Annotated in this window: 20 protein-coding genes and 1 pseudogene; 11 read left to right on the top strand and 10 right to left on the bottom strand. The window is 39.4% G+C overall.

The window, feature by feature from the left end; all coding sequences use genetic code 11:
• Positions 1–114: 114 nt before the first annotated feature.
• The 10 genes and pseudogenes from PR709_RS04375 (at position 115) to PR709_RS04330 (ending at position 11,046) form a co-directional block, all read left to right on the top strand.
• Positions 115–795 (top strand): fimbrial biogenesis chaperone, encoded by a 681-nt coding sequence (locus PR709_RS04375; RefSeq protein WP_014656581.1) that lies wholly within the window; start codon positions 115–117, stop codon positions 793–795.
• Between the two features lie 35 nt (positions 796–830).
• Positions 831–3,104, top strand: a pseudogene (locus tag PR709_RS04370) (fimbria/pilus outer membrane usher protein); the annotation flags it as partial.
• Positions 3,102–3,395, top strand: a complete 294-nt coding sequence (locus PR709_RS04365; protein WP_231405921.1) for a FimD/PapC C-terminal domain-containing protein — start codon at positions 3,102–3,104, stop codon at positions 3,393–3,395. The pseudogene PR709_RS04370 and the gene PR709_RS04365, both read left to right, overlap by 3 nt.
• A 14-nt stretch (positions 3,396–3,409) precedes the next feature.
• Positions 3,410–4,468 (top strand): fimbrial protein, encoded by a 1,059-nt coding sequence (locus PR709_RS04360; protein ID WP_004922574.1) that lies wholly within the window; start codon positions 3,410–3,412, stop codon positions 4,466–4,468.
• Between the two features lie 12 nt (positions 4,469–4,480).
• A complete protein-coding gene (locus PR709_RS04355) occupies positions 4,481–5,032 on the top strand; it encodes a fimbrial protein (protein WP_004922571.1) in 552 nt (183 codons plus the stop codon).
• 1 nt (position 5,033) lies between these two features.
• A complete protein-coding gene (locus tag PR709_RS04350) occupies positions 5,034–5,576 on the top strand; it encodes a fimbrial protein (RefSeq protein ID WP_004922566.1) in 543 nt (180 codons plus the stop codon).
• A gap of 578 nt (positions 5,577–6,154) precedes the next feature.
• The gene (locus PR709_RS04345) at positions 6,155–6,724 is read left to right on the top strand and encodes a fimbrial protein (RefSeq protein ID WP_004922560.1); all 570 of its coding nucleotides are present in this window, start codon (positions 6,155–6,157) and stop codon (positions 6,722–6,724) included.
• A 60-nt stretch (positions 6,725–6,784) separates the two neighbouring features.
• Positions 6,785–7,465, top strand: coding sequence for a fimbrial biogenesis chaperone (locus tag PR709_RS04340; protein ID WP_004922557.1), 681 nt, complete (start codon positions 6,785–6,787; stop codon positions 7,463–7,465).
• Positions 7,466–7,492: 27 nt separating this feature from the next.
• Positions 7,493–9,988: a fimbria/pilus outer membrane usher protein gene (locus PR709_RS04335; RefSeq protein ID WP_272570746.1), complete on the top strand. Its 2,496-nt coding sequence runs from the start codon at positions 7,493–7,495 to the stop codon at positions 9,986–9,988.
• Between the two features lie 14 nt (positions 9,989–10,002).
• Positions 10,003–11,046 carry a fimbrial protein gene (locus tag PR709_RS04330; RefSeq protein WP_014656575.1) on the top strand — a complete coding sequence of 348 codons (1,044 nt, stop codon included), beginning with the start codon at positions 10,003–10,005 and terminating at the stop codon, positions 11,044–11,046.
• A gap of 140 nt (positions 11,047–11,186) precedes the next feature.
• On the opposite strand, the gene PR709_RS04325 is transcribed toward PR709_RS04330, so the two are convergent.
• From PR709_RS04325 to sfsA, 10 genes are all read right to left on the bottom strand, one after another.
• Positions 11,187–12,401 carry a hypothetical protein gene (locus PR709_RS04325; protein WP_004922549.1) on the bottom strand — a complete coding sequence of 405 codons (1,215 nt, stop codon included), beginning with the start codon at positions 12,399–12,401 and terminating at the stop codon, positions 11,187–11,189.
• A 58-nt stretch (positions 12,402–12,459) separates the two neighbouring features.
• Positions 12,460–13,674, bottom strand: coding sequence for a hypothetical protein (locus PR709_RS04320; protein WP_004922546.1), 1,215 nt, complete (start codon positions 13,672–13,674; stop codon positions 12,460–12,462).
• Between the two features lie 243 nt (positions 13,675–13,917).
• Positions 13,918–14,298, bottom strand: a complete 381-nt coding sequence (gene panD, locus PR709_RS04315; RefSeq protein ID WP_004922542.1) for an aspartate 1-decarboxylase — start codon at positions 14,296–14,298, stop codon at positions 13,918–13,920.
• Positions 14,299–14,347: 49 nt separating this feature from the next.
• On the bottom strand, positions 14,348–15,211 hold the full coding sequence (gene panC / locus PR709_RS04310) for a pantoate--beta-alanine ligase (protein WP_004922538.1): 864 nt from the start codon (positions 15,209–15,211) through the stop codon (positions 14,348–14,350).
• A gap of 33 nt (positions 15,212–15,244) precedes the next feature.
• Entirely contained in the window at positions 15,245–16,036 is a 792-nt protein-coding gene (gene panB / locus PR709_RS04305; protein ID WP_014656572.1) for a 3-methyl-2-oxobutanoate hydroxymethyltransferase, read from the bottom strand.
• Between the two features lie 59 nt (positions 16,037–16,095).
• Positions 16,096–16,587: a 2-amino-4-hydroxy-6-hydroxymethyldihydropteridine diphosphokinase gene (gene folK, locus PR709_RS04300; protein ID WP_004922531.1), complete on the bottom strand. Its 492-nt coding sequence runs from the start codon at positions 16,585–16,587 to the stop codon at positions 16,096–16,098.
• 1 nt (position 16,588) lies between these two features.
• Positions 16,589–18,160 carry a polynucleotide adenylyltransferase PcnB gene (pcnB, locus tag PR709_RS04295; RefSeq protein WP_004922527.1) on the bottom strand — a complete coding sequence of 524 codons (1,572 nt, stop codon included), beginning with the start codon at positions 18,158–18,160 and terminating at the stop codon, positions 16,589–16,591.
• A gap of 85 nt (positions 18,161–18,245) precedes the next feature.
• The gene (gluQRS, locus tag PR709_RS04290) at positions 18,246–19,136 is read right to left on the bottom strand and encodes a tRNA glutamyl-Q(34) synthetase GluQRS (protein WP_004922525.1); all 891 of its coding nucleotides are present in this window, start codon (positions 19,134–19,136) and stop codon (positions 18,246–18,248) included.
• A gap of 61 nt (positions 19,137–19,197) precedes the next feature.
• Positions 19,198–19,653, bottom strand: coding sequence for an RNA polymerase-binding protein DksA (gene dksA / locus PR709_RS04285; protein ID WP_004922522.1), 456 nt, complete (start codon positions 19,651–19,653; stop codon positions 19,198–19,200).
• 198 nt (positions 19,654–19,851) lie between these two features.
• A complete protein-coding gene (gene sfsA / locus PR709_RS04280; protein ID WP_004922520.1) occupies positions 19,852–20,562 on the bottom strand; it encodes a DNA/RNA nuclease SfsA in 711 nt (236 codons plus the stop codon).
• Positions 20,563–20,621: 59 nt separating this feature from the next.
• On the opposite strand from sfsA, the gene hrpB reads away from it, so the two are divergent.
• Positions 20,622–23,114 (top strand): ATP-dependent helicase HrpB, encoded by a 2,493-nt coding sequence (hrpB, locus tag PR709_RS04275; protein WP_004922518.1) that lies wholly within the window; start codon positions 20,622–20,624, stop codon positions 23,112–23,114.
• Positions 23,115–23,201: the final 87 nt, after the last annotated feature.

Raw genomic sequence — 23,201 nt, 5'->3', positions numbered from 1 at the left:
ATTAAAGTGAGAAAAATTCTCGATTTAATTTAACAAAGTTTTAGCATTAATGGGAACATATCATTCTACACGTGATTATCAGAAGGTATGTTCCCCATATTTAGGGATAGCATTATGGTTAAAACATTAATATCTACTCTTTTTTTCTTCTTTTTAATCGTAACCCAAGCGAATGCAAGTGTTGTACTTGGTGGAACACGGGTTATTTATGATGCAAACAGCAAAGAAGCTTCCATTACAGTTCGTAATAATGATAAGACACCATATTTAATTCAATCTTGGATTGATCATTTCGATAGTAATAATCAAACTAAGTTACCTTTTGTTATCACCCCTCCCTTATTTAGAATTGAACCTGAATCCAGCAATTCATTGAGGATTGTTTATACAGGTAAAGATCTACCTGACGATAAGGAAAGCGTTTTTTGGTTGAATGTAAAGTCGATTCCACCGACTGATCCTAATGCTAAAAATAACCTGACTATTTCGATTAATAATCGAATCAAACTGATTTATCGCCCTAAATCATTATCGAGCGCAGACGCAGGGGCTGCTTATAAAAAAGTGACATTTGAAAGAAAAGGCAACCTGTTAGTGGGTAAAAATCCAACACCTTATTATGTCTCTTTTAGTGAATTAAAAGTAGGGAATAAATCTATCGACGAGCCTGTTATGCTTCCTCCTATGGGAGAGCATTCGTGGAATATTTCAGGTATTCAAGTTAATAAAGTGATGTGGAAAGCCGTGACTGATGTTGGTGGGATAACAGATAGTCAAGAGCAAGAATTAAAATAATAAAAAATTAAAGTCAGGTATGGAATTTTACTATTATGCTAATTTTTAATAAAGAAGAGTACATACAAGAAAATTTAGTATCCATATTTGAACTCAGCAAGATTGCTCCTCATTCGCTCAGCAAAGCCATTGCAGGTTTAACTCTGTCAGTTGCTTGCCTTCCAATGGCGTTTGCTGGTGACTATTTTAGTCCTCACTCGTTAACGCCAGTTAATGGACAAAATATAGCCGAACTGCAAAGTTTAGAGCAATTTTCAACGCCTGGAGGACAGCAGGAGGGCGAATATCATGTAGATATCGTCTTAAATGGGCGAGGAGTAGGTTCTAAATCTTTGGTTTTTGTTAAGAGCAAAGAGGATCAAAAATTAATACCAGTACTCACTAAAGAGGAACTTGAAAATTGGGGGGTTAATGTTAAAACCCTTCCTACTTTTGCCAATTTAACTGAAACACAGCCAATTGAAGATATTTCAAAGTATATTCCAGATGCGTATACACGGCTTGAATTGACTAACCAGAAGCTGATTATTTCTATTCCTCAGATAGCGATGAATAAAACAGCGTCTGGAACAGTTGATCCTAGTTTATGGGATGATGGTGTACCCGCTCTGGTATTAAGTTATTTTTATCGGGGATCTAACACTTGGTATAAATCTTCTCATGCAGATACGTCATCCCACTATGTTAACTTACGCAGTGGGTTAAATGTTGGCCCTTGGCGTTTAAAAAATTATTCAACGTATTCTTATCAAAATAATCAAAGCCGTTGGCAAAATATTGAAACCTACCTTGAACGAGGCATTAATCCTCTTAAATCTCAATTAACAATTGGTGATACTTCAACGCCGAGTGAAGTCTTTGATGGTTTTCAATTCCGTGGTGCTAAACTCGCTTCAGATGAATCGATGATCCCCAGCTCTCTACGTGGTTTTGCACCGATCATCCGAGGAATTGCGCAAAGTAATGCCGAAATAACGATAAAACAAAATGACTATATTATTTATCAATCTTATGTTTCACCCGGCCCCTTTGAAATAAACGACCTCTATTCGACGGGAACGAGCGGAGATTTAACGGTGACGGTAAAAGAGGCCGATGGGAGTGAACGCTCATTTATCGTTCCTTTTTCTTCATTAGCCATTATGCAGCGTGAAGGTCAATTGAAATACGCAGTGACTGGCGGGAAATTTAAAAATAATAACAGTGGCAAAGAGCCTAATTTTGCGCAAGCAACGGTCATTTATGGTTTACCTAAAGGAATAACGGCGTATGGCGGTGGTCTATTTTCCAAAGATTACCAATCTTATGCTGCGGGTATTGGATTAAACCTAGGTTATGTTGGTGCTTTGTCTTCAGATGTGACCCAAGCAAAAACAAAATTTACTCAATTTGATAACCGACAAAAAACAGGTCAATCGTACCGTGTTCAATATACTAAAAATCTGTTAACTACAGGTACCACAGTCACCTTTGCAGGTTATCGTTATTCAACAGAGGGCTTTTATTCTTTCCCAGAAGCTAACGCTAATTATTTTCGAGACAGTTTTTATAGCAAAAAAAATCGTTATCAAGCGACGGTTAATTAGGATTTAGAGGCTTATGGCAACCTTTATGTTTCCGCTTATCAGCAAGATTTTTGGAATCAAAGTGGTCATGAGCGGACATTAAATGCGGGTTACAATAATAACTATAAAGGTTACCAATATACCTTGAATTATAGCTATTCTGATTTTTCAGGCTACGATAAGGCTGATCACCAATTTGTTCTCTCTTTTAGCATACCTCTTGGTGGCCTATCGATTAATAATAGTATGCTAAATCTCTCTATGAGTAGTAATAACAGAGGGGATAGTAATTATATGGCTGGATTGAGTGGATCCCTGTTGGATGATCATAACTTAAATTATTCAGTACAGCAGTCATACGGCAATCGAAATCAAAAAGCACAAGGTAATGCTTCATTATCTTATAAAAGTACGTATACCATCGCAAATGCTGGCTATAGCTATGACCAATTTTCACAACGCGCCAATTATGGCTTAAATGGTGCCATTGTTGTGCACTCTGATGGTGTGACATTATCTCAGCCAATCTATGACTCTTTTGCTATTGTGAAGGCGCCGGGAGCAAAAGGGGTTAAAGTTAAAAATAAAACAGGAATAAGAACTGATTGGCGAGGTTATGCGATAGTTCCTTATCTCAGCGCCTATACACAGAATGAAGTGTTATTAGATACCACGTCATTACCAGAAAATGTTGATTTGCAAAAAAGCGCACTGACCCTAGTTCCGACAAGAGGTGCGGCAATGTTAGCGGAGTTTAAGACATATACAGGATATCGTGTTTTATTGACAGTGACGCACAATGGGAAAGCCGTTCCTTTTGGTTCAATAGGACAATTAGTTTCCGAACAAGATGGATTAAGCAGTGGTGGTATTGTTGGGGATAATGGTGATATTTATTTTAGTGGTATGCCAGAGCAAGGAAAGATCCATATTAAATGGGGAAATCAAACAGATGAACAGTGTATGGCCAATTACCAACTTAATGAACAAGAAAAGCAAATGCCAGTAGCATCTCTGCAAGCAATATGTGAATAAAGAACGGAGATAAAATGAAAAATACAGTATTAAATTTATCATCAATTGCATTTTTTCTCGGATTGCTATGTGGTTACCCAAATATAGCTATAAGTTCAGATATTTCTGCAAGGATCATTTTTCCTGATTCAGAATTAGTGTTTGATGATGCTGCGGGAGAGGTCGCATCGGGAACGATTATCGGGGAGGGATGGCAAATATATTCAGGAACAGTTTGTCAAAGCAACCTTAATAACCCGAAAGAGCAAGGGAAGTTTACCGAAATGATATTTTATGATGCTAGGTACGCAACAGGCCTAACAGTTAATTTTGGAGGAAAAGCGTTCCCTGTTTATGCTGGAAATGTTAAAGGCGTTGGTTATGCTTGGGGAATTAGAGAGGATGGTGATCCTGAGTGGTATCCAATAAAAGATAGGTATGGAAGTGGCCCTTTTAGTTTAGAAAAACCTGATACTGAGGTCAGGATTGAAATTGCCTTTGCAAGAGTCAGAGTTGATGGTATCCCGCCAAAAGGTGATACAAAGATCTCTCGCGATGCTCGGGCATTTTTTACCTGTTATAAGGACGATGATCCCCAATATACTTATGATGGATTTATAGATAGTAGCTATACTCATTTAAAGTCGACAGCCTCTACTTGTAATATCAATACAAAAAGATTAAATATCGATTTAGGGGAGCATGATCTAAATAGGGTAAATAGGTTTGATGTTGGCTATAGGTTTGGTTTAGCAGAAGAAAGTATTGAGATGAGTTGTAATGCTGAGATGCGTGTTTATATGACATTAGGTGAATATGGAAGAGCCTCTAAAATAGGCAGTGATTTCATCGAGTTAACAGATAACTCGGACTCACCTGGCTATGGCGTGCAGGTTTTTCATAATGGCTCTCCGGCATTAAAAGTTGGTGGTGATAAAAACGTTGTTACCGATAATCATCAGCTTCTATTTCGTACGGAAGCAGGCAAAAAGAATTATACCGTTCCATTGCGTTTTGAATATGTTAAAACGGCCAAAAAGGTTAAAGCGAGTTCAGGGAATGCAGCATTAACACTAACGTTTGCTTATGACTAAAGGATTGATACCATGAGACAAGGTTACAATCTAATACGTTATTTTTTTCTCGTATTCCTTATCCCTATTCTGATTAATTCGGCCTCTGCAACAGTAATGGTCAATTATACAGGAAGCATTAAACATTCGACTTGTGGTATCAAAACACGGAATATCAGTGTTGATTTAGGAACTTGGCTAACTAATAGTCCTAGAGGTTTTGGCAGTGCAATAAATTCCCAGTCTGAATGGATTGAATTTACACTTGAGTTTGATTGCCCAGATAAAATGAGTGTATTAAATGGCCAATTTCAAGGTGTTTCAGAATCTAATGGCCGTTATTTATCGCTTGATAAAGGTGATGGATATTCAACGGGAGCTGCAATTGAATTACAAAGCTATGAAAATAGTCTCCACAATTGGGTCAACCGAGATATTAATACGCTATATAACTTTATGCAGAATGAAGCTATTAATAAGGGAAATACTGAATTAAAAGTGCGTGCTCGTTATGTTCAAACCAATAGTAAAATTACACAAGGTAAAGCAAACGCTTCGGTTACCTTTGTCGTACAGGCTAATTAATATGACCACTAAAAAAATACTGCGGATAGTATTGCTGAGTTATTTCGGGTTAACTATAAACCATGCTTACAGTTACGATGTGTTAGTCAACATCACAGGTGCTGTAAAAGCTTCAACTTGTGATTTAAGTTCTAACCAAACTAAAAATATTAATTTAGGGGATATTTATTTAAGCTCTACAGGTTTGGGAGGCAGCGTTGGTTCGACTAGCCCAAAGGCGGATTGGTCAATTAGCTTGAAATGTCCAAGTAATATTCCAGTGATATTTATACCTAAAGGTAACAGTTATTCTGGTCAATCTAGTGTCTTAGCGCTTGATGCGGTCGATGGCGTTGCAACGGGGGTTGGGATAGAAACAGAATATTCAATGGATAAAAATAATTGGAAAGCATTAACGCTCAATGTACGAAATGAAATTATTAATAGTGTAAAGAGTGAGGGTGACATTCATATTTTTATGCGGGGTTACTATAAACAAATAAATGAAAAAGTAACACCTGGTTTTGCAAATGCCTCCATGACTATCGATATTGTTTACCAATAAAGATAAGAAAAAAATTATTGAATAAAGCCAAGATAAATGAGTGAGATTTATCTTAGCCTTATTTTTTATTTAGAAAACCAAATTATTATAAAAGTTAAAATAATCAACAAGGAAACTATATTTTTACCCGCAATAAATGTAAAAAAGTACTACAGAGCAGATAAAGATGTTCAATATAGGTAAGTAAAAACAGTTATACATAACCGTATGATAATAAAGTAATTTTAGGTATATAATTTTAATTATTCATTTTTTGATGCAGATCAAAAAATAATATTCCTATATAACAATGAGTTGTGATGTGTGAGTTGTTTTTTTGTCACCTCTAAAATTTACGTTTTGAAAAACTTACACAAATCAAATACTACTTTAATGTTATATACTCTTTTTACATGTTACTCACCAGTCGGGTAACATGAATTTTTAACTATTTCTTATTTGTGTATATAAGTCTTTAATATGTTCTCGCATTAATTTTTAGAATAGCGATATTTACCTATATCTATACTATTTTATTAATTACGCGCTGAATAATTAACATTACTATTAATTACTATGTAGAGTGTAAAGGTATATCAATGAAAAAATTATCAACTCGAAATATTTTTATGGCTGTTATTGCTTCAGCATTTGCTTTTTCAGCAACAGCAGAAGAGCAAAGTGGAACGATTAAGTTTAAAGGACTTATTTATAATGCTACATGCACTATTAGCCTGAATGATACTAACTCACCAAATGCTGATGTAAAAATGGGACGTTTTGCTACTAGTGAGTTTACTGAGGAAGGTGATGAGGTTGGTGGTACTGGTGGTGATGGTAAATTAAAAATTAAATTAATTGACTGTCCTGATCAAGGTACTATCTCTATCAATTTAACGGGTCATGAAAACCGTTTTGATAAAACTATTTTAGAACTGGACAATAAAGGTAGTGCTGGCGTTGCAAAAAATGTGGGTATCCGTATTTACAATGAAGATGACCTATCCAAGCCATTAAAAATTAATGGTAGTAAAAGTGAAGAAATAAAAGTAAATGGTAACAGTGCTCAATGGACTGGAACTTTTATTGCTAAGTATGTAAGTACAGACGATGACGTAGAAGCAGGCCAAGCAGACGCAACATTAAATTATAAAATTACTTATAAATAATTTGATAACGCAGATTATCAATTATTAATCTGCGTTACTTTTTTTCTTGGAGGACATCCTATGTTTATGAAAAAAATAGTTCCTACACTGTTATTGTGTTTTCTTGCTAGTTCAACCAGCTATGCTGGCTTTGGTTTAGAAACAACGCGTGTTATTTATCACGAAAAAGAGAATAGCGAAGGTGTTGTTGCATTTAATACAGATAAAAATAGGAATTATTTACTTCAATCTTGGGTGGAAGATAAAAATGGAAAAATAACACAAGATTTTGCAGTAACACCTCCATTAATTAAGCTAAAATCTGAGCAAAAAAACACGATTCAACTGACTAAAATAGCATCATTACCGAGTGACCAAGAAGCATTATATTGGCTAAATGTAAAATTTGTGGCACCGAGTAGTGAGGATTTAGAAAACGTTTTACGTTATTCAATGACAAACAAAATAAAGCTAATTTATCGACCTACAGCATTATCCGATAAAAAGCTTGAAGATGTTGTCAATGAGTTAACTTGGTCTCGCTCTACCGCTGGAGTCAAGGTTGTTAACCCAACACCATTTTATATTAACATTGCAAAAATAAAAATTAATAACAGAGAAGTCGAAGCACCAAGCTATTTAGAACCACGCTCTGAAACAGTAATTAATGTTTCTAATTTAGGGGCTAGTTCCAATAAGGTTTCTCTAAACTATATCAATGATTATGGTAAAGGGTTAGATAGTCAATATCTTATAAAATAATAATCTAATAAAGTAGAGTAAAGGCCTATGAATCGTCTTTATCATAAAAAGTATCCATATTCACCTCTGTTTATGGCTATTGTATTCGCTTCATTGTCATTTGAAATGCGGGCTGCTGATTATTATCCACCTAGCTTGTTAAATATTGCAGGTACAGATACGCAATTGACTAATGAAGATCTGGATGTGTTTAGGGAAAATGATATAGCACCAGGGAAATATCATGTCAGGTTTTTCATTAATAATAATTTAATTCTTAATAAAGAAATTAGCTTTGTGATGATGCCTCGGGCAGATGGTGGAGAACAACTTACACCTTGTTTTAGTTTTGCGGATTGGGAAAGTTTTGGTATAGATTTTCATAAGACCTTAAAAGGTGATCAAGAATGCTTCAATATTAATGATATTGAGTATATGACACAGTCACTTGATTTAAATACTAAAGTGTATTCAATGACTGTTCCGCAATCAATGATTAATCAGCAGCGCATAAGAAAAGCTGAAGAAGCACAGTGGGATGATGGCATTCCTGCTGTATTTTTAAATTACTCTTTTTCAGCTTTTAACACCTATGAAGGCGGTAAAGTCGATGATAACTATTATGGTAATATTCAGACGAAAATTAACATAGGCTCATGGCGTTATCGTAATTATTCCACATGGGCCAACAATCGGCACGATAAGAATAAATGGAATAATATTAGCAACACCTTATCAAGAAACATTAATATAATAAAAAGTGAGCTAACACTAGGGGAATTATATACAAGCTCGCAATTATTTGATTCTTTTAAATTTAAAGGGGTTAAATTAGCATCAGATAGGCAAATGGAACCTTATAACTTAACGAGTTATGCGCCAAGCGTAAATGGTATCGCTAATTCTGAATCTATCGTGACTATTGTACAAAATGATCAAGTTATCTATAAGAAAAGTGTGCCTGCTGGGCCATTTGAAATTACAGATTACTATCCAATGAGTAATGGTGGCAATCTATATGTCACAGTAGAAGAAGCAAATGGTAATGAAGTTAACTTTATTGTTCCTTTCTCATCAATTGCTTTTTTAGAGCGAAAAGGCAGTATTAAATACAGTTTCTCTAGTGGTGAATATGATGGGAATAATAACGGTGATGGCCGTTATGTGAATGAAGCTGAAATCTATTATGGATTAACAGACTTTGTGACCGTTTTTGGTGGTGCACTCTACGCTAAAAAATACCAATCCTATGCAATCGGTACAGGGTTTAACTTAGGTGAGGTTGGCGCAATTACAACGGATGTTGTGCACTCTCGTACTGATGTTGATAATCAATCTACGTTGAGTGGTAATGCATTTAGAGTCAATTACTCAAAACATATTGAGACAACGAATACGAGCTTAGCTTTAGCGGGTTTCCGTCATTTTGATGCTGATTTTATGAATATAGATGACGCATTCTCTTATGAGGAAAAATACCGTGGCAGCTATGAAAAACTAAAAAATGAATACACCGTATCTCTTTCTCAACCAATACTCGATAGCTCAAGCTCGATTAACTTAAATAGTGTTGTTTATGAGTATTCAAGTGGTCATAAACAACAATCTTATAATGTTGGTTTTAACAGTAATATCGATAAGGTTCATTACAGTGTCTATTACACCTATTCAAAAGGTAGACAATTTGAAAATGATAACAGCCGTTCATACAATTTGAGTTTAAATGTCAGTATTCCGTTCGATGTGTTAAATAACACAATGAGTGTGAATTATGGCATATCAACGGATGACCAGCATCGTACTTCACAAACAGCACGTTTAAGTGGCAGCTATGGCGAATTATATCGTGGAACGTGGGATATTTATCAAGGCTACGGTAATAAAGGTATGGGCTATTCAGGGGGGTTAAGTAGCTCTTATCGCTCCCCTTATGCAGTCGTTAATGCAGGGTACGCTTATAACGATAGCCATAAAAACTTTAATTACGGTATTAGTGGTGCATTTGTTGGCACTCAATACGGTGTGGTATTAGCACCTTCAATGCAAGATACAAGCGCATTGATTCTTACCAAAGGGACACAAGGTGTCGGTATTATTAATGGGCAGTCAGTTGAAACTAACGCTTACGGTTTAGCGATTGTTCCGGGGATGGCGCCATATCGTAAAAATACACTGGCGATTGATACAAAAACTATCCCACAAGATACCGAAATTGAAAATAACATTATTAATAATGTTATCCCAACAAAGGGCGCTTTGATACTGGCTGATTTCGACGCTAAAAAAGGCTACAAGTTATTATTTAAGTTACAGCATCCAACGAATAAAGAATTACCGGTAGGTGCAAAAGCTGTTACAGAAGATGAAGCGACTCATCTCGTTTCTAACTTTAATACCTTGTATTTAGTTGCAGATAAGCCTAAAGGACGCATTAAAGTTAATTGGAAAAATGAGGGTGCTAATGAATCCTGTGATGTGGATTACAACATCGAAAATACCATGCCAACAAATGGGCTTTATATCCTGAATTCAGAATGCCGCTGAAAGGAGTAAGAATAATGAGAAAACAGATTAATTGGGGCTATGCAGCAGCGTTCAGCGTGGTGTTAATGTTCTCTGGGATAAATAGCAGTATTGCGGCTCAGAATTGTGTTGAAGGAGGGGATGGTCAAAATCACTCTGCAATGCGCGCAATGGTGGACATTAAATTAAGTGGTGCGATCAAAAAGAACGACGAGATTGCTCGTTATACATTTGTGCGAGAGAGTGGACGAGGTGGTGTCGCGCAGTGTGGGCCTGACTCACAAGTCTATGCTTATGCAACATACGGTGAAGGCAGCGGCATTATAGCGAGATATTATGGCGAAATTGATGGGAAGCCCGCTTACCATGTGCATGCTGGTGGCCCCGTAAATATCGTCTATGTCTTAATTGAAAGTAAATCAGGATTGCCTTTTACAAATCGTCCAGGACAAGTGTTGCCTGTTCCTGAAGGTGCACTTATGCCTATAGATGCAACGGTTATTTTTTATGCCGGTAAAGATAACCCGACGGCAACATCCTTTGATAATTCGGTGATTGGGGCGATACTTATTAAACGGTTTGACCCAGGTGGTGGCTCGACAAAAGTTGGTTATACTTATCGACTAAAAGGAAAAGTGACAAGCGCGCCGACATCTTGTGAAGCTAAAAATACCGATTTGTCATTTACGTTACCTCGGGTACCGACCACGGCATTCCCATCCGTAGGGTTCCCGACAACGCCGTCATCTGTTGAGGAACATATTAATATCGTCTGTACGGGGAATGTTTCAGCGAAGATCAAGCTCATTGCAAACAATACAGCGAGTTATAATGGCAAAGATGCAGTGATTAAAATCGATAATGAAGGGCAAGGTAATAATGCCAGTGGTATTGGGTTTGTTGTAAAATCACCATTAAATAATGATAACGTATTAGTTAATCAGGAGTTTGTTAAATTAGCTGATTTAGAAAAAGGTGAAACGCGTGTCCCCCTGAAAGCGGAATATTACCGTTATGGTAATTCTGTCAAAGCAGGGAAAGCAGAAGCGACGGCACAATTTGTTTTGCAATTTAACTAAACGATAGCAAAAGGGGATGAGCAGATCATCCCCTACAATGATGAATGAACAAAATACCCCGCCTATCTATTGGCTATAATGTCATGATAAAAATCGGTTGCACGAAAATAATAAAGACTCGTTTTTCTTAAAGTGGTTATTTAAACGCTGACAGTACCATACATATCCTCTTCAAATACAATATTAATATTCCCCCTATTACCATACTCATCGATAATAAAAATTTGCAGAGGGTCGGCCACATGATAGGGGGCAGGGCAATAATATCCCCAATAATAGAGTTTCTTATCTCTAAGATACATTTGATGACAGACGATAGTGATGGCGTGTTTATCTAAGGTGGTTTTTGACCAAAGAGGACCGAGATTTCCTTCCAGCCGAGGCCAAATCGCATAAGTTGTATCGCCTACAAATCGTCCATCTTTTTCCTCAGTACAATAAAGAGATTGGCGGATATCTTTTATAATCCTATTTAGCCCTTTATTTAATATATTGGAATAGCCAATCTCTATATTATTAGGCTCTATAAACCAGCTATTAACATAAATTCCGCTATAATAAGGCCCTCCAACGATCTTTATTGCATGGGGCATCACGTGATTATGGTACCAATCTTTAATTTTAGGGATATGTTGTAAACTATATACAGGAGATTTATACTTTAATTTATATTTATTATGCGTTGTAATTTTAAATGTTTTACGTCTTATGACCCCGTAATTATGCTCATAATTCCCCAGTATCGCCCCTTTACTGATATGAAATGAAATATTTTTTGAGATTTCCTGCCAATCGTTATCTGTTATAGTGATGTTTTCATTATTATCATAATCAATTTTTTTAATTCCTTGAATGATAACCCGCTTAGGCGCAATAAAAATAATTTCTCCTTTATGATTTAAAGTGCCATTTTGTGAGGTATTGAATAAACCTTCACCATCGATTCTCACCCCGACTGCAATTTCATGTCCGGGATTGATCTCTTTCAGTGAGAAGTAATATGAGGCACTGATCCTTTTTGTGCTTTTTATGGCCTCTATAGATGCATTTTTTATGTGAGTAATCTCATTCTGTACGGCTTTACAATAGTCTCCCCGATGTTCAGAGATTATCCATTCATCACCGAGTAGTTGTTGATCTGAAAAGGAACAAAAATAGATACAGTCTCTAAATTCTTTTTCATTTTCAAAAAAAGCGTCATTATTTTCATCTAAGATTTCAGCAGTAACAATAACCTCAACTTGATTATATCCATTTGCATAAATAACCGAATGAATATTAGTCGGATTATCTTTAAAATGAATGCTAAGATGGTTGATTTGTTTGAATTTTTTAGCTGGGGGTGAGTTAAGCATTTTGGCTCCAAATATTTTAAGCTAAAAGATCAATAGTGCCACTTTTAACAAAACGGATTTAAACAGTAATTTCCCCATCAATATTATGGCGATACTCAATAGTCATGATGCCTTCATTGCCAAACTCATCAACAATTTCAACATGGCTTGCTAAGGATGTGTTTGATTGAGCACGGCATTCAGCACCGAGATAGAGAGGAATGTGATCCACTAAATTGATTTGATGGCAAACAAGGGTGATACTATTTTGATTATTATTTGAAAAGCGGGCAAGTTTAGGCATATCGTTGCTAAATTGTGGCCACACAGAAAACGTATTTTTTTTATTAAATTCACCATTTCTCATGCTTGTAAAATAGAGTGGCGGCTTTTTCTTGTGGGTTAGCTCTGTCCAACCTTCGTTAATTGCGTGAAAATAGCCGACTCTATCTCGAGTCTCAATAAACCAACTCGTTAAGTATGCACCGAGCGCCTGATCATCGGTGGCATAATTCATTGCATGGGGCATGGTCGTACCATAAAACCAATCTTTATAAGGAGCACTATAAGGCAATGTAGGCGAGACCCTTTTTTCGATAATGTTATATTTGTTGGCTGTAATAATAGATATTTTTTTATAGCGAATAATGGCTGCATAATTCCGATAAGAGCTGGAGTGCCGATTGCTACCATTGCGGAATAATGCATCGGTCATGATATATTTCCAACCTTTATCAATCACCATAACATTTCTATTATCTGTATAATCGATAGGGGATATCCTGCTTACTGAAATTCGGCTAGGTGATTTAAAGACAGAGCCTGAATTTAAAGTAGGTGTTCCATTCATTGAGGTGTCAAAATTGCCTATTCCAGGAATATTAATTCCTACTGCGATTTCTAAGGCGGGGTTAACAATGTCGGATGAAATAAACTTGGATATTTGAAATGTCGAGCGGGTTATCGTTCGTAGGGTTGGTGGCTCCCGCCTTGATAGAGTTGTGTCATACTTAACTGCTTTACAAAATGGCCCTTTTTCATTCGAAATTTGCCAATTTTGATTTAAGGGTTTACCATCAAAAAATGAACACAGATAAGTGGCATCTTGCACTTCTCGTTCATTATTAAAATAAGGCTCTCCATCTTCACTAATAGCATCAACAGTAATCAATATTTCGATTTGATTTTTTTTATTTGCATAAATAAAGCCACTGGAAAACGAAGGCATATTTTGAAATTGGATCTTTAGAGTATATAACAGTCCAAACGTCTTCTTGTTTCTATTATCATTCATAGCATCCCCTTTATGTGATGTTTTTTTCAATCTAATATAAATTGGGATGTTAAATAATTATCTTTTTTATTAGCTATGGTGATTTAAATGATATTTTCTAGAGGTATTACTGAGATTAATATAATAATTTTTAATGTTATAGAAAAAGATCAAATAACGAAATGAAAGCTGTATTTTCTTGCTTGGCTAAAAAAGGAAGCTAAGTAACCCCCAACAAGCTAACTGCCGTTGGGGGATATAGCGTTAAGCGACTTGTACAGGAACTGCTTTGGCAACACGGCTCATAATATTGTCACCGTCAAAGTAAGCGACTTTGGGTTTATGGTGACGAGCATCTTCATCTTTGATATCAACGTATGAGCAGATAATCAATCTATCGCCAACAGCAGCACGACGTGCAGCGGCACCATTGACTGAAATAATTTTAGAACCTCTTTCACCTGCAATTGCATAAGTAGAAAAACGTTCTCCATTATCGACGTTGTAAATATCAATGGCTTCGTATTCGAGGATCCCAGCGGCATCCATAAAATCCTGATCAATAGCACAAGAGCCTTCGTAATGAAGGTCGGCTTGTGTGACCTTAACCCGATGTAATTTACCTTGTAACATTTTTCTAAACATAATTATTGTCTACCATTTTTAATCGTCATGCTGTGTTTGCTTGTTTTTTTTAAGCTGAAACTGTGGGTAGGTCAACCTGTAAATTATCAATCAAACGGGTTTGCCCTAACCAAGCTGCCATTAAGATGACCGCTTTTTGACTTATATTGCTCAATGGAGCAAGGGTTTCGGCATCACGAATAAATAGCTCATCAGGGGTAAAACCTGCTTGGCGAAGCGAATCATCGATTTCTTGGATAATTGCTTCAACGTTGTCAGGGGCTGCAATTAGCTTCTCTGCCGCCTGTTGCATAATGCTATATAGTTGTGGTGCTATTTTGAGTTCACTTGCTGATAGATTGTTATTTCTTGAACTCAATGCAAGCCCATTTTTCGCTCTGACGGTAGGCACAGAGACAATTTGTATATCAAAAGAAAGGTCACTCACCATTTTGCGAATTAGCTGTAATTGCTGGAAATCTTTTTCACCAAAAAACGCTAAATCAGGTTGGACTAAATTAAACAGTTTGGTAACGACTGTTGATACACCGCGAAAATGCCCAGGGCGACTCGCACCTTCAAGTATTGATGATAATTCAGGCACTTCAACAAAAGTTTGTTGCGCCATTCCTTCAGGGTAAACATCTTTCACAGAAGGGGCAAAAACGAGATTGATATCGCGACGTTTCAGCTTTTCACAATCCTCTTGCAAGGTTCGAGGGTAATTGGCTAAATCGGATTGGCGATCAAACTGCATAGGGTTAACGAAAATGCTGACAATTACAATATCAGCTTGTTGTTTCGCTTCATCAATTAAAGCTAAATGTCCATCATGCAGGTTGCCCATGGTTGGTACAAGAGCGATACGTTTACCTTCTAGCTTCCAGCGGCGGATCTCACGGCGAAGAATGGGAGATGTTTCGACGATAAGCATAGGTGAATTCCTTATTATTGAGCCGTAATAAAATTATTCAAAAGAATGATCTTCACTAGGGTAGATCCCTGCTTCAACTTCTTGAATATACAGTTTAACTGCATCTTGAATATTGCCTGCTTGTGCAAGGAAGTTCTTGGCAAACTTAGGAGGGCGGGCCGTAATGCCTAATGCATCATGCATGACGAGAATTTGCCCATCAGTACCATTGCCTGCACCGATACCAATAACCGGAAGGAGTAGTTCTTCTGTAATATTATTGGCTAGTGAGGTAGGAACACACTCAAGAACCAAAAGCTGTATTCCCGCATTTTCTAGCGCAATGGCATCTTTCATGAGTTGGTTGGCGGTAACCTCATCGCGACCTTGTACTTTATAGCCACCAAGAACGTTGACGGCTTGTGGCGTTAGCCCTAAATGCCCACATACGGGAACGGAACGTTCACACAGCATTTTGACGGTATCGCATAGCCAGCAACCCCCTTCAAGTTTTACCATGTTTGCACCAGCCTGCATCAGAATAGCGGCATTAGCACAAGCTTGTTCAGGGGTGGCATAACTCATAAAAGGCATATCAGCGATAATAAATGCGTCTGGTGCACCTTTGCGTACACAGCGAGTGTGATAAGCGATTTGCTCTACGGTAACAGGGAGGGTGCTAGATTCGCCTTGTATGGTCATACCAAGGGAGTCACCGACGAGCATGACTTGGATACCTTGCTCTGCAAATAGCTGAGCGAAGCTGGCATCGTAAGCCGTCATGGTAGCAAATTTGTGTTTGTCTTTTTTAAACTGACCCAGAGTAGCCAGAGAAATTGGTTTCATTATAATAACCTCCGGAAAAGATCCCACTGACGACCCCTCCTGTTTAGGAGGTTCACTGTTTAGGTTGTAATATCCCAAAGGGTGAGGCCATTACGTGGGACGAGTGTGAGCCTTTCTGATAGCGGTTCGCCATCAGGAAAAATCAGATCAGGGGCAATGTCATTGAGCGGATATAACATAAATTCCCGCTCTTTTAGCCCATAATGAGGTACGGTCAATCGTGGGGTATTAATAATATGATTGCCGAAAAGCATAATGTCGAGATCGAGCGTTCTAGGGCCCCAACGCTCAGCTTTGCGAACTCGACCAAGCTCCAGCTCAATGCGTTGTGTATGATCAAGCAACGCTTCTGGCTCAAGCTCAGTTTCAAGTGCAACCGCCATATTAAGAAAATCGTTTTGATCTTGTGGCCCCAGCGGTTTACTACGATAGATCGAAGAGGTGTTGACTATACGGCTGTTTGGGAGCGCATTTAACGCATCAATAGCCTGTTGAGCCTGTTTCAATGGCTCGCCAAGGTTACTGCCAATAACAATATAGACCAACTCCATTCTATGACCCCTGATTTTTATTTGGTTTATGGGCGCTTGATGATGACTTGCGTGGGCGATGGCGTTTACGCACTGGCGCACTACCTAGCTCAGCTATCATCTCACGCTGCTTAGTATTATTGGAACGCTGATACTCATCCCACCAGACAGCAAGCTCTTGAAGCTCATTTCTCCGTTCAACATTGGCCCTTAATTCTAATAAATCAAATGCAGCACGGAACTTTGGATGCTCCATTAATTTATTCGCGCGACGCCCTTGGCGGCGAGGAAGGCGTAATTGCAATTGCCAAATATCACGCATGGTGGTGGTGATACGTTTAGGTATCGCAATCGAACGGCACTGCTCATCAAGTATGTCATTCATCGCCAGTGCGAAAGCATCATAGTAGGCAAGCCCACCTTCTTGAGACAGCTTTTCTGCATGTTCCGTAACGGGATACCATAACATGACTGCAAATAAAAATGCAGGATTAACCCGTTTATCATTTTTGAGCCTAAAGTCAGTATTTTTGAGTACCTGATCAATGATTTTTTCCATTGGCGAATCATTGTTATTGGTAAAGCGACTACTGATAACCGGAAACAGTTGCTCAAATAAGTGGTACTCTTTTAGCATGTTATAGGTTGCATAACCTTGACCCGCTTGTAGCAGTTTCAGTGACTCTTCAAATAGCCTTGCTGAAGGAATTTCGCGCAATAGCGGTGCCAGACGTTGGATTGGTTGCGCCGTATTTGGCTCAATACGCATATCCAATTTACAGGCGAAACGCACCGCACGTAGCATGCGAACAGGATCTTCGCGATAACGAGTCTCTGGGTCACCAATAAGGCGAATAATGCCCGCTTTAAGATCGTTTAAGCCGCCCACATAGTCACGAACAGAGAAGTCATCAATGTTGTAGTAAAGGCTATTGACGGTAAAGTCACGGCGGATTGCGTCTTCTTCGATAGAGCCGAAAATATTATCCCGTAGCAACATGCCATTTTTGGCTTGCTGGGAGCGGTTTTTATCTTCCGACTCAATTTGGTCATGGTGACCGCGGAAAGTGGCAACTTCAATGACCTCTGGCCCGAACATAATGTGGGCGAGACGGAATCGACGACCGACTAGCCGGCAGTTACGAAATAGTTTGCGGATCTGCTCAGGCGTTGCATTAGTTGTAATATCAAAATCTTTGGGTTTTTTACCAAGGAGTAAGTCACGTACACCACCGCCAACGAGGTAGGCCTCATAGCCATTTTTATTTAAGCGATAAAGTACCTTCAGTGCATTATCACTAATATCACTACGTGAAATAGTATGCTCTGAACGAGGAATTACAGTGATATTTTCATCTGTTTCAGTCGTCATTGTCTCTGATTTCTCTGCCTGAATACCGGCACGTTTGGACTGACGAACCGTGGTTTTTGTTTGTTTAGCGTTCTGTTCTACGGACTGAGCTGTCGCAGTGTCAGAATAAGTGACTGGCCTTTCACCGGCTGCCTGTGCGTCACGCGTGTCCTTGTCATTTCGCGATAAAATATTACGGCAGAAATTTGCTACTCGGTTAAAAATAGTACACCTCGATATCATTACGAATATTCATTAAACAAAATAAGCGGCTAATCATAGCTTACTGGCCTTTCTTTGAGAATGCTTAAACGCATAAAAGTCATATTCAGTCATAAGCATTGTCAATAATATCATGAGATGGGATCGCCGCTAGCTGCCATTTATCCGTTGCGGTTTTTAAAATCTCATCGGTACTCAAATCACGCCAGTGCTGGATTGGCGGTTGATTCAGTAATGTTAGTGCATGGCATATTACTGGGCGAGGATCCGTCATCGGCAGTGCTGTGGCATGATTTTGCTTTGATAGCTTATTATTATCATGATTTAGGATCAGCGGTAAATGGGCATAATCAGGAACAGGCAATGAAAGGTGGTGATATAACGAAATTTGCTGTGAGGTGGTAGGGATTAGGTCTGCGCCTCTCATCACTTCAGTGACATTTTGATAATGATCATCAACAACAGCGACTAAATTATAAGCAAACAAACCATCTTTACGATGAATAATAATATCTTCTTCAGCGACATTGGCTGGTGTCACAATTTCGCCTCTGAGCCTATCTGTAAATTGATAAACGGGGTGAGTTTGTTTTAATCGAATAGCCGCTTGATGGTCTGGAAGATGGAGGTTGCGACAATGACCATCGTAATGCCCTTGCAACGCTTTGATACGTTGCCGTGAGCAAGTGCAGTAGTAACTTTTGCCTTGTTGGCGAAGGTCATCTAATGCAGCACGGTAGGCATCATGACGTTTTGATTGGTACAGTACCTGATCATCCCAATATAAGCCGTAATGCGCTAACGTTTTTAGAATATTATCAGCCGCGCCGGGAACTTCCCTTGGGGGATCAATATCATCAATACGCACCAGCCATTTACCTTTTTGCGAGCGTGCTTGCAAATAGCTACCTAGGGCGGTGACGAGTGAACCAAAGTGAAGGTTACCTGATGGAGATGGTGCAAAGCGACCAATATAGGGTGAAGTGGAGGTGCTCATTACTAGATTTCCTTATAACGGCGCAAGGTTAGTGCGCCGTTAAGGACTCCATAATCAGTGATTAGCCAGCCATTTGCTTTTCGCGAATTTCTGCTAATGTTTTACAGTCGATACACAAATCAGCGGTAGGGCGGGCTTCCAAACGACGGATGCCGATTTCCACACCACAAGATTCGCAGAAGCCAAAATCGTCTTCTTCGACTTTCTTCAGTGTTTTCTCGATTTTCTTAATCAACTTACGTTCACGGTCCCGGTTGCGTAATTCAAGGCTGAATTCCTCTTCCTGGGCTGCCCGATCAACAGGATCTGGAAAGTTAGCTGCCTCATCTTGCATATGAGTAACTGTCCGGTCTACTTCATCCCTGAGTTGATTGCGCCATGCTTCGAGAATGAGCTTAAAATGCGCCAACTGGGCTTCGTTCATGTACTCTTCGCCAGCTTTTTCATGATAGGGTTCAACCCCAGCAATGGCGAGAATGCTTAAGGACGATGTCTTACGTTTTTGCCCTTCTTGCATAATGCTTCTCCTACACACGCAAATTTCACAAAACCCCAAAGGGGGGAAAAATTAAGGTCGCTATAAATAGCAGAAGAGTGCCCTCTTGGCAATCGTTCATGCAATGAGTTTTGTAATGCTGTGAAGGCGCGCGTGTTTATTCCTTTTTAAGCCTCCAGAACCCATGCGTCTTCGCTTTGAGCAGCGAATAAACTATCATTATTTGATAGGTGTAAACTTAATTTTTTTACCCAATAGCATTTTTTGCGTATTGATATCTACTTGATAACACAGTACTTCAACACCATTTTCGATAGCTTCTTTCAAAAGTGTGGCATATTGCTTATCAATATGGGCTGCTGCCGAGACCTCGTAGATCCCCGTATGCAAAACTGCAAACAACAGTATGGCTTTTTTTCCTTCTTTAGCAATTGTTGTTAGCTCTCGTAAATGCTTTTGTCCGCGTTCAGTCACAGCATCGGGAAAATAGCCATGGTTATTTTCCAATAACGTGACAGATTTTACTTCGATAAAACAATCGGGTAGCCCATCTCCAGATAAAAAGAAATCAATCCGGCTATTTTCAGAACCGTATTTCATCTCAGGCTTTATTACACTATATTCGGATAATTCTGGAATGGTTTTTTGCGCCAACGCCTCGGCAATGATCTGATTAGCTCGTAATGTATTGATACAAATTAGATGATTTTGTGACGTTTGTGTCACTTCCCAACTGTGTGGGTACTTGCGTTTTGAGTTATTCGATGTTGAATACCAAATTTTATCTCCGGGCGTTGCACAGCCAGTCATCGCCCCCGTATTGGCACAGTGGATAGTCATGACTTCACCGTCAGGTGTAACGACATCCGCTAAAAAGCGCTTGTAGCGTTTGATCAGTGTGGCTGGTTGTAACGGGGGAATAAACTCCATATTGTCTCCGCAATCAGTATTCAGGAAATAAGCAGCAATGCTACAATCTTTGCCTGAAAATGTTAAATATCATTGGAGTTATCAGCCGCGTGTTACCGATTTATGACGTTAGTGATTCCTTACTTACGGCCTTACAGCAATCTCCGCAAGTGTTATTACATGCCCCTACAGGGGCGGGTAAATCAACCGTTTTACCTCGGCTAATATTAGAAAGTGGGGTGATTGACGGACGTATTATCATGTTGGAGCCGAGACGAATTGCGGCTCGTAGCGTCGCTAAACGGTTAGCCGAGCAGTTAGGCGAAGATATCGGTAACACGGTAGGGTTGCGCATGCGCTCTGAAAGCCGAGTTAGTGTAAACACACGTATCGAAGTGGTGACTGAAGGGGTTTTGACTCGCATGTTGCAAGATGATCCGATGTTAGAAGGGGTCGGTTTAGTCATTCTTGATGAGTTTCATGAACGCAGTTTACAAGCGGATTTAGGCTTGGCGCTACTGCTTGATACTCAGCAGGCACTGCGTGATGATTTAAAAATCTTGTTGATGTCGGCCACATTGGATGATCAAGGGCTGGTGGCTCTATTCCCTGATGCCCCCGTGATCGTATCCGAAGGGCGTGCCTATCCTGTCGAAAGGCATTTTTACCCCATCAATGCGAATAAATTATTCCACAAAGAGGTGGCAAATGCGGTTTGGCGATTACTTCAACAAGAAAGTGGCTCGCTATTGCTTTTTCTACCCGGTGCGGGGGAAATCGAGCGAACTCGCTCAGAGCTAGCTTCTATGGTTAGTGAGGACATACTTTTATGCCCAATGTATGGGGCACTATCAATAAAAGAGCAGCAGCAAGCCATTCAGCCTGCCCCTGAAGGCAAACGTAAAGTCGTTTTAGCGACCAATATTGCAGAAACTAGCTTAACGATTGAAGGCATTCGCTTAGTTGTTGACAGCGGTTTTGAACGAGTAGGCTTATTTAATCCTCGCACTGGACTAACAAAACTGGTTAAACAGCGTATTAGCCAAGCGTCCATGCAGCAGCGGGCTGGGCGAGCAGGACGGTTAGAAGCCGGTATTTGTTGGCATTTATTCAGTCAAGAGCAAGCGGAAAGAGCTGCACAATTTAGTGAAGCTGAAATATTACACAGTGATTTAAGTTCGTTATGGTTATCCCTGTTGCAGTGGGGATGCCAAGCGGTGGAGCAGCTTCAATGGTTAAACCTGCCACCACAACCCGCAATAGCCGCAGCGAAAGAGTTGCTGAGTCGACTTGGGGCGATTGATCAACACGGTAAGCTAACTCCGCTTGGAAGAGGAGTCGCAGAACTCGGAAGTTCAGTGCGCACTGCCGCCGTGTTGTACAAGGCCTTGCAAAGTCAAAATAATGAAGTGATTAAATTAGCGGCGTTATTAGTGGCAATATTAGAAGAGCCTCCACGCCAAGCTCACAGTGATATTTATTATTATTTGGATAAGCCTACAGAGAGTTGGTGCAAACGTGCCACTTTATTATGTGGTTATCCGGTCACAGCAGCAGTTGGCAGAAACGTCTCGCTAATAAGTGAGTGGTTACCTACTTTATTAGCGAGCGGTTTTCCAGACCGTATCGCGAAAAGTCGAGATCATCAAAGCCGCTATCAGTTAGCAAGTGGATTAGGGGCATCGTTAGATGAAAATGACGCGTTGTTAGGAAATGAGTGGCTAATCGCTCCAACACTTTGGCAACCTGAAACCTCAGCAGATGCCAAAATAAGTCTAGCAACCCCTATTGAGATCGCTAGCTTGCAGGCGGCTTGTCCTGATTTGTTTTATCAGCAGGAAACCGTCGAGTGGGATGAACAAAAAGGCACTTTAATTGCTTGGCGACGGTTGCAATGTGGGCAATTGGTTGTTCGCTCTGAAAGATTAACCCATCCTGATAGACAACAAATTAAACAGGCATTGTTACATTGGCTAAGGCAAAATGGATTAGAAAGTTTAAATTGGAGCCCGTTTGCACAGCAGTTTCGGATCCGTTGCCAATTGGCTCAACGTTGGTTTGCTGATACCACTTTACCAGATGTGGCTGATGAGGCTTTGTTGGCTTCCTTAGAAGCTTGGCTTGCGCCTTACTTAGATGGAATAACTCACCGTAAGCAACTTCAAGAAATCAATGTCGGGGAGCTGCTGATGCATCGTTTAGATTGGGAGCAACAAAAATGGTTAAAAGAGGCTTTACCGACGGACTATTTAGCGGGTTCGGGGAGTCGTGTAAGCATTCACTACTCTTTAGATAAGCCCCCGATGATAGAGATCCGCATGCAGGAGATGTATGGGCAGACATCGAACCCAACGGTTGCTCATGGCAAAGTCGTTGTGGCGGTTGCTTTGTTATCACCTGCGATGCGCCCATTACAGATCACCCAAGACTTAGGGGCTTTTTGGCAGGGCAGCTATCGAGAAATACAAAAAGAGATGAAAGGTCGCTACCCAAAACATTTATGGCCAGATGATCCTGCTAATACGCAACCTACCAATAAAACTAAAAAAGCGATGAATACCGAGGGGCGTTAAATAGAAGCGAATGAAAAAACAGGCGAGATATACACGAAACACGCCGTGAAAAAGCATCATCAGTCAATTTGAGCCTTCTAATTTTTT

The organism is Providencia sp. PROV267 (assembly GCF_028477825.1).
In the GTDB taxonomy this organism is placed as follows: Bacteria; Pseudomonadota; Gammaproteobacteria; order Enterobacterales; family Enterobacteriaceae; genus Providencia; species Providencia stuartii.
This window is presented reverse-complemented; position numbering and strand designations above follow the sequence as displayed.